This is a genomic window from Bacillus sp. FSL R9-9834, assembly GCF_038006905.1.
Classification (GTDB): Bacteria; Bacillota; Bacilli; order Bacillales; family Bacillaceae_G; genus Bacillus_A; species Bacillus_A pacificus.
This window is the reverse complement of sequence record NZ_JBBOWD010000001.1, coordinates 3,726,513-3,741,984: the sequence shown is the minus strand read 5'-3', so window position 1 is coordinate 3,741,984 and position 15,472 is coordinate 3,726,513. Positions and strand designations below refer to the sequence as shown.

The window sequence follows — 15,472 nt, the reverse complement described above, 5'->3', positions numbered from 1 at the left end:
GTGAGACATTGGCAAATGAAATGAATAATTTAGTAGTTAGACTTTCCCTTGATAATGTGAATTTCCGTCAAGGCATAACCAACTCGGGACGTGCAGTAAGGACATTGCAGAATGAGCTGAAGGCTATTAGTACAGGAATGGGTGGATTCGCAAATGCTAGTCAACAAACACAAGCAAAAATGAACACACTCAGTAGGCTCATCGATGCGCAAAAAGAGAAAGTTAAAGCATTACGACAAGCCTATGATCAAAATAAGGCTAAATTAGGTGAAAATGATGCAGCAACTCAACGATATGCTTCGCAAGTTAATAAAGCAGTTGCTGATTTAAATAGATTCGAGAATGAGCTAAAACAAGTGAATCGTCAGGCGCAACAAACGGCACTGGATAAATTAAATAATGCATTGAAATCTTTACAAGCTGAATTCCAAGCTGTTACAACAGGAATGCATGGATATACCAATGCAACTGAACAGACGCGAGCAAAAATAGATGTCCTATCCCGTATGGTAGATAAGCAAAAGGAGAAAATGAGGGAACTTCAGTCAGCTTACAATCGCGCTAAAACTGAAGAAGGAGAAGCTAGTCAATCAGCACAACGTTACGCAGAACAAATTCATCGGGCTACCGCTGAACTTAATCGATTTGAAACTGAATTACGTCAGTCAAATCATGAATTAGAACAACAAGGTAATCGTCTTCTTAATTTCGGGAACCGTATGGAAACACTGGGGAATCATTTGCAAAATGCAGGAATGCAAATTGGTATGGTGTTTGGTGGAATGACCTACGCTATAGGACGTGGTTTAAAAGCAGCGGTTACTGAATCAATGAACTTCGAACAACAGATGGCCAACATTAAAGCGGTATCTGGTTCTACTGGCGAAGAAATGAAAAAGTTAAGTGAACTGGCCGTTAATATGGGTGAAACAACGAAATATTCCAGTGTTCAAGCGGGACAAGGTATAGAGGAATTAATAAAAGCTGGAGTTAGTTTAACAGATATTATTAATGGCGGTTTAGAAGGTGCCCTGAACTTGGCTACAGCAGGAGAGCTAGAATTAGGCGAGGCGGCTGAAATTGCATCTACAGCCTTAAATGCTTTTAAAGCTGATCATCTTTCGGTAGCGGATGCAGCAAACATATTATCAGGTGCAGCAAATGCATCAGCAACAGATGTGCGTGAGTTGAAATATGGTTTAGCGGCATCATCAGCAGTAGCAGCAGGAGCTGGGATGACTTTTAAAGACACAGCTACAACGCTAGCTGTATTTGCGCAAAATGGTTTAAAAGGTTCTGATGCAGGTACTTCATTAAAAACAATGCTTATGAGATTAAATCCATCAACTAAAGAAGCGTACAACAAGATGAAGGATTTAGGTTTAATCACATATAATGCTCAGGCTGGATTTGATTTTTTAGTTAAAAACGGTATACAACCAGCCTCTAGAAATGTAGGGGATATAGAGGTAGCTTTAGAAAAATATGTAATGAAAACGGAAGGCGTAACGAAATGGAATGATAAATGTGATACAACATTCCGTGAATTAGCAACAAGTTCAGCATTTTTATCATCAAAGTTCTACGATCAACAGGGGCATATTCAAAGTCTAGAAAATATTTCAGGGACACTTCATGAGTCTATGAAAGATTTAACGGATCAACAACGAAGTATGGCGTTAGAAACGTTATTTGGTTCTGATGCTGTACGTGGCGCAACTATCTTGTTTAAAGAAGGCGCTAAAGGTGTCAACGAAATGTGGGATTCCATGTCTAAAGTTACAGCGGCTGATGTTGCAGCCACAAAGATTGATACGTTAAAGGGACGTCTTACATTACTAGATTCAGCATTTTCTACAATGAAAAAAACAATTGGTGATGCACTAGCTCCTGTGGTTAGTGTTTTTGTTGCTGGATTACAGAAACTTGTGGATGGATTTAATGCGTTACCTGGGCCCGTACAAAAGGCTATTGCAATTACAGGGGGGATTGTTCTTGCTTTAACGGCTATTGCAACAGTTATTGGTGTAGTTCTAGCAGCAGTTGGAATGGTGGTGTCAGGAATCGGTTCTTTAGGAGTTGCATTGGGTACATTAGCAACATCCTTAGGGATAGCAGGTGGAGTAGCAGGATTGTTGGCCGCAGCGTTAGGACCAGTAGCAATTGCTTTAGGTGTGGTAGCCGCCGCCGTTGGTGTTGGTGTCTTAGCGTATAAGGGTTATCAAAAAGCAACTGAAGACAGTATTGCTTCAGTAGATCGCTTTGCTACAAATACAGAAGGGAAAGTAAGCTCCTCGACAAAGAAGGTTCTTGGTGAGTATTTCAAGCTGTCTGATGGTATTAGACAAAAGTTAACTGAAATTAGATTGAATCATGAAGTAATAACAGAAGAACAGTCGCAGAAGTTGATTGGTCAATATGACAAACTAGCTAATACAATCATTGAAAAAACCAATGCGAGACAACAAAAAGAAATTGAAGGACTCAAAAAGTTTTTTGCTGATTCATATGTTTTAACGGCGGAAGAAGAAAACAAGCGAATAGAACAATTGAATCAGCACTATGAACAGGAAAAGTTAAAAACACAAGAAAAGGAAAATAAAATTAAAGAAATTTTACAAACAGCAGCTAGAGAAAATAGAGAATTAACAACATCTGAACGTATCTCTTTGCAAGCATTACAAGATGAAATGGACAGAGTTGCAGTTGAACATATGTCTAAAAACCAAATGGAACAAAAGGTTATTCTTGAAAATATGCGTGTGCAAGCTAGTGAAATTTCAGCTAGACAAGCGGCAGAAGTTGTTAAGAATAGTGCCGATACTAGAGATAAAGTTATAGCAGATGCTAAGAAAACACGTGACGATAAAATTGCTGAAGCTATTCGACAAAGGGATGAAAATAAAACCATCACAGCTGAAGAAGCTAATGCAATTATTGCGGAAGCTAAACGTCAGTATGACAGTACAGTTTCTACAGCAAAAGATAAACATCGAGAAATTGTAAGTGAAGCAAAATCTCAAGCAGGTGAACATGCTAATCAGGTAGATTGGGAAACGGGCCAAGTAAAATCGAAATATCAAGTTATGAAAGATGATGTTGTCCGAAAAATGAAAGAAATGTGGTCGGATGTTACCAATAAATATGAAGATATGAAAAATTCAGCTAGTAATAAGGTAGAGGAAATAAAAAATACAGTTTCAAGAAAATTTGAAGAAAAGAAAAAAGCTGTCGTCGATAAAATGAAAGAAATAAAGAGTGATATTGAAGAAAAATGGAATACAGTCGAAAAGTTCTTCCGTTCTATCAATTTACGATCTATTGGTAAATCAATTATAGAAGGGCTTGGAAAAGGAATAGATGATGCCTCAGGAGGTCTATTTAGTAAGGCTGCTGGAATTGCAAACGATATTAAAAAAACTATTTCCGGAGCACTAGAAATTAACAGTCCATCTAAAGTGATGATTCCAGTCGGTAGCGCAGTTCCAGAAGGTGTTGGAGTTGGTATGGATAAGGGGAAACGATTTGTTGTGGATGCAGCAAAGAATGTAGTTGGAACCGTCAAGAAACAGATGGGTAATATGCCATCCGTATTTGATTTTGGATTCCGAACTACTCAATATAGTGTTCCAAATGGTTTAGTGAGTGGCTTTGCAGATTATACACAGTTTAATACTTATGATAGTAAACCATCTACTTCAAAAAGAATATTCCCGAATAGACAAGCTGAAGAAAAAGAATTAAATCTCACATTGAATATGACTAATGTTCTAGACGGGAAAGAATTAGCAGGTGGAACTTATATGTATACGACAAATTTGCAAGAACGTGATAAAAAACGCAAATCTCAATTTTAAAGGTGGTGGCAACGTGGGGAAACTAAGCTTTACATTTAATAATGTTAGAAAAGATTATGTGCAAATGCTTGTAGGAAGAAAACGTCCAACATGGGCTCCGATTAAACGAAAACTTTTAAAAGTCCCTCATCGTCCAGGGGCTTATTTTATTAATACAGAAACTGAGGAACGTCGTATCGATGTTCCTATTTTTATTAGTTCTAAAAAAGATATTGCTGATTTACAAAGATTAAAAGAAGACTTGGCTGACTGGCTGTATACTGAAACACCAGCCGAACTAATATTTGATGATGAATTAGATCGCACGTACTTAGCTTTTATTGATGGAGCTTTAGATTTGGATGAGATAGTTAATAAAGGGAGAGGTGTTATTAGTTTTCTTTGCCCAATGCCATACAAGTTGGGTGCCACTAAAACAAGTGAATTTGTTCAAAACTGGTCCACTGAAACAACAGCATACGTAGAGAATAAAGGAAGTGTGGAAGCACCTCCAATAATTGAAATTACGGTAAAAAAACCAAGCACTTTTTTAGATGTATGGTTCGGTGAATATCCTAACGGTCGTGATTATTTCCGTATCGGATCTACTTTGTCTATCAATGATAATCCTGTACAAGAAGATGAACGTGTCCTATGGAACGAAATGAATAATATCGTTGGTTGGACTGACGCTGGACAAATTGGAAATATGAAAAGTACTGGTAGATTTAAAGTTAATGAGGGTAAATTCGCATTTGAAGTTGGTGAATGGGGAGATCAAAAGAATTCAGAACTCACAGGACCTATATGGAAACGGTCGATACCTGGCGGTCCTCTTACTGATTTTAAGGCTGAAGTATTTGTCACTCTGATAGCTAAGAATTACTGGGAAATGGGACGAGTTAGTATGTTCTTGTTGGATGAACAAGGCGATATAGTAGCCGATGTCAACATGAATGATCTTTATTGGACAGCTAAACAAACACGCGCTTTTGCCCGCATTGGAGACGTTTCGCAACCGAATAATACAAGAAAGTTATTTGACTCTGGAGGTAGTGGTAATACAGCTTTCAATGATTTCTACGGTCGTATGGCAATCGCTCGCCGCGGGAAGAGATGGTCTGTTTACTTTGCCAGGTTCAGAGACGGAACAGAGATAGACGATTATAAGGCAGTTGAATTCTTTACAGACGATGAAAAGAATCCAATGACAGTAACAGGTAGAAGGGTTGCCCAAATAGCTATTGGTATTCAACGATGGGGGACTAGTGATCCTACTAACTTAATGAGAATTGATGATTTGAAGGTTTGGAAGATTAATAAGGTGTCTGATGGAAGCAAGCCATATTTAGTAGATACCGGGGACAAAGTTGTAATTGATACAGAAAGAAGCCTAGTTACAATTAATGGGAAAAATGCTATTAATATTAAAGATATATTTAGTGAGTTCCCCACTATTATAAGAGGACATAATCGAATTGATATTATGCCGCCAGATGTCACAGCGAAAATTAGTTTCAGGGAGAGATATCGATGAGAGGACCAAGCGGAACACTTCATGTTGTTGATTTTAAAACCAATCAGGTTGTCTCAGCGATTCAATCAAAAGATTATTGGGATGATAAAAGGCATTGGGAAATTAAAAATAACATTGATATGCTTGATTTCACTGTCTTTGATGGAATAGATCACGCAGCTACACTGATGCAGCAAAATTTAGTTTTAAAAGAAGTAAGGGACGGACGTATCGTACCCTATGTTATAGATGATACTCAAAAAAGCTCTGATGGTCGCTCATTGACTGTATATGCTTCAGGAGAATGGGTGTTGTTGAAAAAGGAAGGGATTATTAAACCCCAAAAAATTCAGAGCAAGACTGTGAATGAATTTATCGATATGGCGCTTGCCGGGACAAGGTGGAAGCGTGGAGTTACGGAATACGCTGGTTTCCACACTATGACTATTGATGAGTTTATTGACCCGCTTAAATTTCTTAAAGACATCGCTTCACTTTTTGATTTAGAAATTGTTTACCGAGCTGAAGTTGTTGGTTCCCGAATCGTGGCACGCTATGTAGATATGGTAAAAAGTCGAGGCAGGGATACTGGTAAAGAGGTTACATTAGGCAAAGATTTAAACGGTATTGTACGAAGAGAAAACTCTCAAAATATTTGTACAGCTCTTGTTGGATTTGTAAGAGGAGAAGAAGAAAAATTAATTACAGTAGAGAGTATTAACGGCGGTTTTCCTTATATTATTGATCACGAAGCATTTCAACGGTGGAACGAGAATGGTCAGCATAAGTTTGGTTTTTATACACCAGAAACTGAAGAACAAAATATGACACCGGAACGCCTAATGACACTTATGAAAATGGAGTTAAAGAAGCGCGTGAATTCTTCTGTTCAGTACGAAGTCGATGCACTTGCCATCGATAAAGTATTCGGATTGAAGCACGAGGAAATCACGGAAGGTGACATTATACGGATTAAAGATACAGGGTTTACACCGAAATTATACCTTGTGGCTAGGGCAATAGGTGGAGATGAATCCTTCACAAATCCCTCTTCGAACAAATATGTATTTGGTGATTATATAGAAGTCATTGATACGAGAGAAGAAATGCAAAAATTATACAATAAAATCCGTAACTCTTTGTGGGATAAAGCAAGTAATGAGGCACTGAAACTACTTGAACAACAACTAGAAGATACATCTAGTGGTTTTAACGATAGATTAATTGCTATGAAAACAAGCCTTGAAAAAACCGATTATTCCATCGCTTTAAATGCACAGGCAGTTAATGCACGGATGGAAAAATTATCATCCGCATTAGAAGTGAATGCAAGAGAAATAAAGGCGAAGGTTGGAAAAAACGACATCGCTTCTGAATTAAATATAAATCCACAAAGCGTACTTATAAAGTCAGAACTAATTGATCTAGTCGGCAAAGTAAAAGCTGAGTGGTTAATGGCTGGTTTGTTAATGGGTATGACCATTAAAACGAGTAATACAAACGAATATTTGCATATGGAAAACCAAGTACTACGTTTTGTAAACCAAGGTTCAGACAAAATGGTAATAGGCTTTGAGAACGAACGGAAAAGCAAAACGCGTAACCCATATATCATTCTTGGTGAAGGTGACGGAACTGGTAGAAACCTTGGAAGTATCTATAAAGATGGTGACGGTGTTTACTACCGTTATGTAGATTACAACGGTGCTGAAAGTAATATTCGTTTAACAAATTCAGGTAATATTGGTGTCACGGCTCAAGATGGTATTTGGTTTACAGCTAATAGAGCTAACTTTACATGCCCAGTTTCAACATCGGGTATAGTATTCAACTCGTTCGGAAAAACCCCTTTATCTCAACAAGGTGTTCTATGGGTAGGTCATGGTTATAGAGGATTTGGAGCTTATCTACACGATGGAAGAGCATGGGTATTTGTATCTACTTCGGCATAACAGAAAGGAGGAAATTAAATGAGTCAATTTTTAGGTATCTTAGGAAAAGTTGGTGAAGATGGAACAATTAAAGTTCCATTAGACATGTTACACACAGCAGGCATTAAGCCTAATTCAAAGGTGGAATTATTTTCTGATACTTCTAATCTTTTTATTAGGACTGCTGAGAAATTTTGTAGCATTTGTGGTACTAACACTAACACTACGAGTGTTGGTAACCAAGAAATCTGTAAAACTTGTCTTGACAGAATAACACAAGCTTCACAAGAAAAACAACAGACAGTACCTGAATAAAAAATTTAATTAATTAAAACAGATGGGAGCAGCAAAGGCTGGTCTTTTTTATTTTGCATAAAGGAGTGATTCTATGACATTTAAGACCTATGAAATTAACGTGGATTTAGTGAATGATACATCTACAACTTATTCCAACCGCTTTTCTCAAAATGATAGAAACTCCGCTAAATTATTAGTCACAATAACAAATAAAGGTGCGGAAATTGATTTAAGCCAAGCAAAATCGGTACGGATGTCATTTAAAAAGCCGGATGGAACTCGTGTATTCCAAAACGATTGTCAACCGATTAATGCAATGAAAGGTAAATATCAAATCGTATTAAAGACTCAAACTTTGACTTCAGTTGGTACTGTAATCGCACAGATCCATATTGAGGAAGAGGATAGAATCATTGATACACAAAAGTTCTTTTTTATAGTAAATGATTCGTTGGCAAGCGATGAAGCAGTCGAGTCCACAAATGAATTCCCAGTAATTCAAAAAGCGATTGAAGCAGGGAAGAAACTTGAAGGTGTAGATATTAACGGAATTATTGCAGCAGGGGAATTAGCACAGGGAGCATTACCGAAAACAGGCGGTATGATGACAGGTCCTCTCGAATTGAATAGCAATAGCTTATTAAGGTTTAAAGGCGAGACAGGTAAACGAGATTGGCTGTTCTATCGAAATTCGGCACAAGATAGTTTCATAATTGCTCCTAGACTAGCTGATGGTAGTGATTGGGATTGGAATAAACAAATTGAATTTAGACCAGATAACTTTATTGTAAATGGAGGGACAAACCTAGTTAAAAAAACAGGCGGTACGATGGATGGTTGGCTAAGATTCCTTAATAACCAAGAGTTACAATTCCATACGAGAGAAGGAAAATCTATAGTTGCTCAAGCCATAGATGGTGATGGAATTTACTTCGCTTGGAATTCCCCTGCTAATAAGTATTTGTGGTTCGTTAACAGCAAGACCGGCGAAACAATCGTACAAGCAGACAACCTCCTTTCTAGAAATGGTGGATCGATGGCTGGTACAATTACTTATACGAATGCCTTCTCTAATGTATACAAGTCAGACTCAGGAAAGAGAGCGTGGGTGCTTCATCATCCTAATAGCGATAGTTTACTTTTTGCCCCTGAGACTACACCCGATAGTGGTGTGTGGGACTGGGCTAAAGGAATTGAGTTTAAAGGTGATGGCACTATCAAGATGGCAAAAGACGGACGTGCTAATTTAGTCTTGACGGCGGATGCTACTGCCATTAATCCAATCGGATACCCTAACGTGGCAACTCGTAGAGGAAATACAGTTACTGTGAACTTAGCTGTAACTCGAAATGTTGGTTCTACTGGAAATATAGTAGCAACTCTACCAGTAGATATGCGACCGATAGATAACTTTTATAGGTACGTGTTATCTGAGGACGGCACTCCCGTCTATATGATGATACAACCCGATGGTGGAATTCGTATAGACGCGTCTGGTAAGAATATGTATATTTCAGAAACTTACGTAGTTAACTAAGGAGGAATCTAAATGGCTAAATACTACGGCTATTGCTATGACGAAAACGGGAAATTCACTGAAATGATTCCCCTTGAAGAGAAACCGATTTACGAGAAGCAAACATTCTACCGAGAAGAACAAAAGGGAATCGTAACGGATGAGAAATTATGCGCGTTACATCAATCAATTGTGGACGGTACGTACGAGCCAGATCAAGAGAATGCGGAAGAACCAATCAGTAAATACGAATGTCCTGATTGTGTAATGCGTAGCGTGGAATATAAACCTATTAAAGTACCATACGAGGAAGATGTTGTTATAGGTTTTGAACCCGATATCCCTGAAAACTGTACTTTAGAAATTTGCCCAGATTTAATTTACGCTCCAATATTCAAGGATGGTAAATGGGTGAAAACGGTTGAACCTAAGCCAGAAGAACCACAACCACCAGAACCATCCGAATTAGAAAAAATTAAGAAGCAACAGGAATTAATGCAGCAAGCGATGGATGAAATGATTATACAAAATCCAACTCCAGATGAATTAGCAGAGTTAAAGAAACGTTTGATACTTATGCAATCGGCGATTGATGATCTCATCATTTCTAATACTCCAGAAACACTAGAAGGAGGTAGTAACTAATGGCTGAATACATGGCACAACGTGTTATCGATGGAGCTTTTACGTATACGTTTATTATTATCAAAATGAAAGTGTACAAGGAGCGTATTGATAAATACCTAACTGACAACGGCAGAGCTGATTTAATCGTAGATAACGTAGTAACGGCTTATTTAGGATAAATAAAATAAAGATTGAAAAGACAAGCGTGCAGCAGCAGGCTTTTTTATTTTTAACTTGGAGGGCTGAAAAATATGAATTTGATTATCGGTATAGGTATTGGTTATTTTCTAAGACCATTTATTGATGTGACGATAAAGGTATTTAATAATGCATGGATTGAATACAAACGAGAACGATAGAATTCAATAAAATACGGCTTTGATGAGAAAAAGAGAGACATCATCTCTCCTTTTCTTTAATATAGAAGTAGAATATCCGATTTATGAAGTTTATGAAATATATGAGGTGAATATATGGAACAGTTTATTTCAATAATTATATTTTCTTTACCAGGAATTTTAGCATATTTTTGGTTACAATTATTTGGATTGAATCCAACTGTGAAACATACTCCCACTGAAATGCTGGGGCTTGTTGCGTTATTATGGGTTCCTATTACAGGATTAACGTTTGCAACATATAACTTAACTGTTTTTATATTTGCGTCACCTAAGATTTATATTACAAACCTTAATGAAATAAGTGCTTTATCTATGAATCTTTCATTTTTACTGTTTTATGTATTATTCAGTGTATTCTATAGTTTTGTAACAGCGTATGCGTGGGGAAGATACTTTAATATGGTTGTTTTAAAATTAGTGAATAAAGTGAGAGTCCAACGTAAGGTGTCAGTACTTTCAGAGGAAACCAGTGTTTGGGATGCGTTTTTTATTAGTTTAGAAAAAGAGGAAGAGCAGGCTCTAATTGTAGAAATGTATAAAATAGATAAACCTGATGAAAAAATATATGGAGCAGTAATAAGGACGTCCCGCCCTTACGAGACGGAACGATCCCTTGTTTTAGACCAATCGGAGCAATGGAAAAAATCTCATGAGTATTATCAATATCCAGTCAAACGAAGTTATGTAGACGTAAAATCTGGAATGATAGTGAATGAGTTAGACCATTTAAACCCACAAATCCCATTTAATCGCGAGGGGGAGGAGTAGGAGCCTCGAAGGTTGGTCTCTTTACGGAACTATCTGGTAATTTGATAGGTTGTCCAGATGGTTTTGAAGAACCTGACATGTTTTGCACCCCCTTCCTTGAGGGATATATTCAATATTAAATGAATTTAATAAATAATTAAATATGTTTATTTGAATGAGAGAAGCTGATTAATTTGCTTCTCTTTTTATTTTGAGGAGATGATTAGTGTGAAGCGAATAGTAGACCAAGTAATTTATGAAAAGCATGTTAGCCAAGAAAATAAAAACCTAGTCAAAGATTTTCTAATCGAAAAGAAAGCACAAGGAAAAGCGGCAAGCACTTTACAGCAATATCATTGGGACTTACGAATTATTTTGTTTCTAATACATCAACACTTCGAAAATAAAAAACTTATTGACCTAACACGTAAAGACATTCGGAATTTATCTATTATTTTTCAAGAGATGGAAATGTCTAATGCTCGTGTAAATGGGTTAATGAGTGCGTTAAGATCCACATTAGAATTTTGTGCGGATGATGACGACTATGATTATGAATTTAATGTAGGTTCACGAGTCCGCGGATTACCTAAAAATCCAGTCAGAGAAATTACTTTTATTAGTGAAGAACAAATTGAGTGGTTAATCGACGAATTGCTTAAACAAGAAAAATATATATTAGCGACTTATTTGGCACTTTCTTACTACAGTGCAGCAAGGAAGAATGAAGTTTACCAAGTTCAAAAAGAAGAACTAACAGAACGTTATTTTACGAATGTAGTACGTGGTAAGCGAGGTAAGAAATTCAGATTGTATTATAATCCCCGAGTACAGAAATGTATTCGTTTATATATAAATCAACGAGGTAAAGATACTATTCCAGATCTGTTTGTAAGAGTTTATAAGAATGGTGAACGAAGAACGTTAAATAAGAGCGTATTTAATTATTGGTGCAAGATATTTGCTAAGATGCTGTACGAAAAAGAAGGGAAGGAATTTAAAATTAATCCTCATTGTTTCCGTCATAGCAGATTAGATAATTTGAAAGTACAAGGTGTTCCACTAGAAAAATTAAAATCACTGGCTAACCATTCTGATATTTCTACAACTGAATCTTATTTGAAAGACAGAAGTGAAGAAGATATTGCTGAGATATTTGGAATGGATTCAAGTTGCTTTGCAGCATAAAAAGGAGTGAAGAAATGACAATTGAAATTGGTTTACTTATTGCAGTGTTATCACTTGCCGTTAGCTATTTGGGCTATTCATTGAATAGAACAAAGTCTGTAAAGTCTGATGGACAAGAAAGTGCAGAAATGAGAGCAGAATTAGGGTATATCAGGAAAGGAGTTGATGATATTCGGATTGATCAAAAGGCAAGTGAAAAACAAATGATTTTATTTGGAGAAAGAATTACAAGAGTAGAGGAAAGTTCTAAACAAGCACACAAACGCATTGACACTTTAGAAAAGGAGATAAATTAATTATGACAAAAGAGAATATTAAAAAACGATTCCGCAACTGGAAAACATGGGTTGCGTTTTTTTCTTTGCTTGGATTTTTGTTTACAAAGTTTGGTGTTCCAGAAGCTAAGAGCTTTTTGGATGAATTAGCACCTTATTTGCTGTCAGTTGGTATTGCATTAGGTATTTGGTCTGATCATGATGTAAATAGCGAAGGAGACGATAAATAATGGGTTACACTGTAGATATTTCAAAATGGAACGGTAATATTAATTGGCCTGTAGCAAAGCAATACTTAGATTTTGTTATTGCTCGTGTACAAGATGGTTCGAATTATGTAGATCCTTTATACAAAGGTTATGTACAAGCTATGAAGCAACATGGTGTCCCTTTTGGTAACTATGCATTCTGTCGTTTTGTTTCTGAAAATGATGCGCGTATAGAAGCTCGTGACTTCTGGAACCGTGGAGATAAGAGCGCAACAGTCTGGGTGGCTGATGTAGAAGTAAAAACAATGGATGATATGAGAGCAGGGACACAAGCGTTTATCGATGAATTGCGCCGATTAGGAGCTAAAAAAGTAGGTTTATATGTTGGCCATCATATGTACGCTCCTTTTGGTATGGCGAATGTAAAAGCTGATTTTGTATGGATTCCACGATATGGCGGTAATAAACCAGCATATCCATGCGATATTTGGCAATATACTGAAACAGGAAATGTTCCTGGTATCGGCAAATGTGATTTGAATGAATTAATTGGAAGTAAACCTTTATCTTGGTTTACAGAAAAAGAACGACCAGAACAAGCAGTTTCAAATGTTGGCTATCAATACGTTAAATCTGGTGGTTTTGGTATTTCATTGGTTCAGGAAGTCGTAAATGCTATGAATGAGCGTGGAACTAAAGGGAAGGTTGTCTCTGATCCATTAACTGGTTTAGCTTACTTACAAACTGAAGTACTACCTAATGGCGAGCTTGATAAGATTACAGCTTGGATGGATGAAAGAAACTGGTGGTACGAGTACATTAAAAAATAAAACAAAAGAATAGTTTGAATAACAAAAAAAGAGCCGTCAAATTGGTATTATCCCCTTTAGGTAGACAGTAAAAAAAGAGTCCATCTGGTATGATGGACTCAATACTGTTTTATCTGGAGGGGATTTTTTTATGGCAAGAAAGGGACAATCATTTCAAAAATATACAGAAGAACTAAAGCGAGAAGCAGTTCGTCTTCGAATAGAAGAAGGAAAATCATTACGGGAAATTCGTGAACACCTTGGTATAAAGAGCGATGCACAAATTATAGAATGGGTAAAACGCTCTCAACAAGGGCAGTCATTTGATGATCAACGTGGTGCTTGGAATCGTAAGAATTTTAATAGTCTTGAAGAAGAAAATGCATATTTGAAGGCGCAGGTTGAATATTTAAAAAAGCGCAATCCAAATCTACACGGGAAGGAATGGTCTTAAAGAAAGAACGATTTTCTCTTATCGATTCACTACGCCAAACATACCCACTCAAATGGTTATTTCAAATTGCAGAAGTGTCTAAGGCTGGATACTATAAATGGCGAAAATATCATAACGTGCATCGTTTACATCAAAAAAGGGATATGTGGCATAAAGAACATATTTTATCTATTCATCGTCAGCACCCTTACTATGGATATAAACGTATGACCCGTGCTTTAGCTCGAGAAGGAATGGTAATGAATCATAAACGTGTTCGTCGTCTCATGAGGGAGTTAGGCGTTCAATCTATTATCCGGAAAAAACGTCCATTTTACGGAAGAAAAACATCGGTGATATTTAAAAATCATTTGAATCGAGAATTTCAAGCGGACAAACAAAATCAAAAGTATGTGACGGATATTACTTATGTACGAATTGGAGATCAGTTCGCGTATTTGTCAGCTGTGTTAGATCTATATAACAATGAAATCGTTGCTTGGAAGTTGTCTCGAAGAAATGATTTAGATTTGGTTTTAACTACATTACAACAACTAGAGGGGAAATCTTTATCTACTAAGCCACTTTTACATTCAGATCAAGGGTTTCAATATACATCAAAGTCTTACGCAAAGCAGTTAGAAAGATTAGGATTTATCGGTAGTCATTCTAGACGTGGAAACTGTTTTGATAATGCATGTATTGAATCATTCTTCTCACATTTAAAAACAGAGAAGTTGTATTTAGTGCGTCCAAAAACGTATGAAATGGCTTATCAAACAATTCAAGAATACATTCAATTCTATAATACAGAAAGGTTCCAAGAAAAACTTCACGGCCTTTCCCCGATAGAATATCGGGAAAAGGCCGTGGCATAATACTCTTTTTATGACTGTCTACTTGACAGGGAGATGACCAAATGACGGCTTTTTTTATTATTCAATTACTGTTGCGCTAATTTTAGGCATTCCTGTTTTATCTTTTTCATCGTAGGCACCATAAATCGTTACTGTTGCACCTTTAGATATTTTCAATCCACTTTTGAGTGTTATTTCATTTTCATTTGATTGCACACCACTTTGGGCAATTTGAATAGTGTACATACCTTTTCCGTCATTTTCATTTGTACTTATGACAAAAGAAGGTAGCACTGAAGATTTAAGTAATAAATCTACCGTTCCCGTAGCTTTAAGCCTTTTTCCTTTTTCATATTGATCTCCATTTGCTTTAACAAAACTAACTTCTTCAGCATCTTGCTTTATCTTCTTATTTAATTCATCCTGAGATGTTAAATCTTTTTTATTTTCTTGTTGAGATTTGACGTTTGTTTTTTCACTTGATTCATTTTCTTTGGAAGAATCACAAGCTGTTAGACCTAAAAATAGGGTACTTCCAACACAAAGACTTATAAGTTTTTTATACATTTTCATTATCCTCCTCTATCCAAATTTCTTCCATGTGCAATTTTAATTCTTTTGCAATTTTGTAAGCTGTAAGAAAACTAGGGAGCGTCGTGTTATTAACAAGTGAGCTCATTGTAGTTTGACTAATTCCAATAAGATTTGAAAATTCCTTTTGACGTATTTCTCTTTCAGCAAAAATAACACGAAGTTTACATTTTAATCGCACAATATCACCTCTTTAATTATATACAATTCGCATATGGAAATGTGTCCTCCTTTAATTT

Annotated in this window: 15 protein-coding genes; 13 read left to right on the top strand and 2 right to left on the bottom strand. The window is 36.5% G+C overall.

Annotated features, from left to right (window positions below; all coding sequences use genetic code 11):
• Positions 1 to 8 precede the first annotated feature (8 nt).
• From MKY00_RS19250 to MKY00_RS19190, 13 genes are all read left to right on the top strand, one after another.
• On the top strand, positions 9 to 3,857 hold the full coding sequence (locus tag MKY00_RS19250; protein ID WP_016718338.1) for a phage tail tape measure protein: 3,849 nt from the start codon (positions 9 to 11) through the stop codon (positions 3,855 to 3,857).
• A 13-nt stretch (positions 3,858 to 3,870) separates the two neighbouring features.
• Complete coding sequence (locus MKY00_RS19245; protein ID WP_029141184.1) at positions 3,871 to 5,373, top strand: distal tail protein Dit; 1,503 nt, start codon at positions 3,871 to 3,873, stop codon at positions 5,371 to 5,373.
• A complete protein-coding gene (locus MKY00_RS19240; RefSeq protein WP_016718335.1) occupies positions 5,370 to 7,304 on the top strand; it encodes a phage tail spike protein in 1,935 nt (644 codons plus the stop codon). The genes MKY00_RS19245 and MKY00_RS19240 overlap by 4 nt, the downstream gene beginning before the upstream one ends.
• Positions 7,305 to 7,322: 18 nt before the next feature.
• A complete protein-coding gene (locus MKY00_RS19235) occupies positions 7,323 to 7,598 on the top strand; it encodes a hypothetical protein (RefSeq protein ID WP_016718334.1) in 276 nt (91 codons plus the stop codon).
• A 73-nt stretch (positions 7,599 to 7,671) separates the two neighbouring features.
• A complete protein-coding gene (locus MKY00_RS19230; RefSeq protein WP_341035178.1) occupies positions 7,672 to 9,117 on the top strand; it encodes a BppU family phage baseplate upper protein in 1,446 nt (481 codons plus the stop codon).
• Between the two features lie 12 nt (positions 9,118 to 9,129).
• On the top strand, positions 9,130 to 9,741 hold the full coding sequence (locus tag MKY00_RS19225) for a hypothetical protein (RefSeq protein ID WP_016718332.1): 612 nt from the start codon (positions 9,130 to 9,132) through the stop codon (positions 9,739 to 9,741).
• Entirely contained in the window at positions 9,741 to 9,902 is a 162-nt protein-coding gene (locus MKY00_RS19220; protein WP_016718331.1) for a hypothetical protein, read from the top strand. Before MKY00_RS19225 ends, MKY00_RS19220 begins: the two co-directional genes overlap by 1 nt.
• Positions 9,903 to 10,196: 294 nt before the next feature.
• The gene (locus MKY00_RS19215) at positions 10,197 to 10,892 is read left to right on the top strand and encodes a hypothetical protein (RefSeq protein ID WP_000434602.1); all 696 of its coding nucleotides are present in this window, start codon (positions 10,197 to 10,199) and stop codon (positions 10,890 to 10,892) included.
• 207 nt (positions 10,893 to 11,099) lie between these two features.
• Positions 11,100 to 12,059: a tyrosine-type recombinase/integrase gene (locus MKY00_RS19210; protein ID WP_000822837.1), complete on the top strand. Its 960-nt coding sequence runs from the start codon at positions 11,100 to 11,102 to the stop codon at positions 12,057 to 12,059.
• A 14-nt stretch (positions 12,060 to 12,073) separates the two neighbouring features.
• Positions 12,074 to 12,355: a hypothetical protein gene (locus MKY00_RS19205; protein ID WP_000151211.1), complete on the top strand. Its 282-nt coding sequence runs from the start codon at positions 12,074 to 12,076 to the stop codon at positions 12,353 to 12,355.
• A gap of 2 nt (positions 12,356 to 12,357) precedes the next feature.
• Positions 12,358 to 12,564 carry a hypothetical protein gene (locus MKY00_RS19200; RefSeq protein ID WP_000159644.1) on the top strand — a complete coding sequence of 69 codons (207 nt, stop codon included), beginning with the start codon at positions 12,358 to 12,360 and terminating at the stop codon, positions 12,562 to 12,564.
• Positions 12,564 to 13,373 (top strand): GH25 family lysozyme, encoded by an 810-nt coding sequence (locus MKY00_RS19195; protein WP_000542512.1) that lies wholly within the window; start codon positions 12,564 to 12,566, stop codon positions 13,371 to 13,373. The genes MKY00_RS19200 and MKY00_RS19195 overlap by 1 nt, the downstream gene beginning before the upstream one ends.
• A 130-nt stretch (positions 13,374 to 13,503) precedes the next feature.
• Positions 13,504 to 14,663, top strand: a protein-coding gene (locus MKY00_RS19190) for an IS3 family transposase (protein ID WP_341034438.1) whose coding sequence is annotated in 2 segments (ribosomal slippage) — positions 13,504 to 13,762 and positions 13,762 to 14,663 — 1,161 coding nt in all. Because the reading frame shifts where the segments join, the coding sequence is not laid out codon by codon here.
• A 57-nt stretch (positions 14,664 to 14,720) separates the two neighbouring features.
• Here MKY00_RS19190 and MKY00_RS19185 read toward each other — a convergent pair.
• Both MKY00_RS19185 and MKY00_RS19180 read right to left on the bottom strand, forming a co-directional pair.
• Complete coding sequence (locus MKY00_RS19185; RefSeq protein ID WP_016718329.1) at positions 14,721 to 15,209, bottom strand: hypothetical protein; 489 nt, start codon at positions 15,207 to 15,209, stop codon at positions 14,721 to 14,723.
• The gene (locus MKY00_RS19180) at positions 15,202 to 15,414 is read right to left on the bottom strand and encodes a helix-turn-helix transcriptional regulator (protein ID WP_001237240.1); all 213 of its coding nucleotides are present in this window, start codon (positions 15,412 to 15,414) and stop codon (positions 15,202 to 15,204) included. Before MKY00_RS19180 ends, MKY00_RS19185 begins: the two co-directional genes overlap by 8 nt.
• Positions 15,415 to 15,472: the final 58 nt, after the last annotated feature.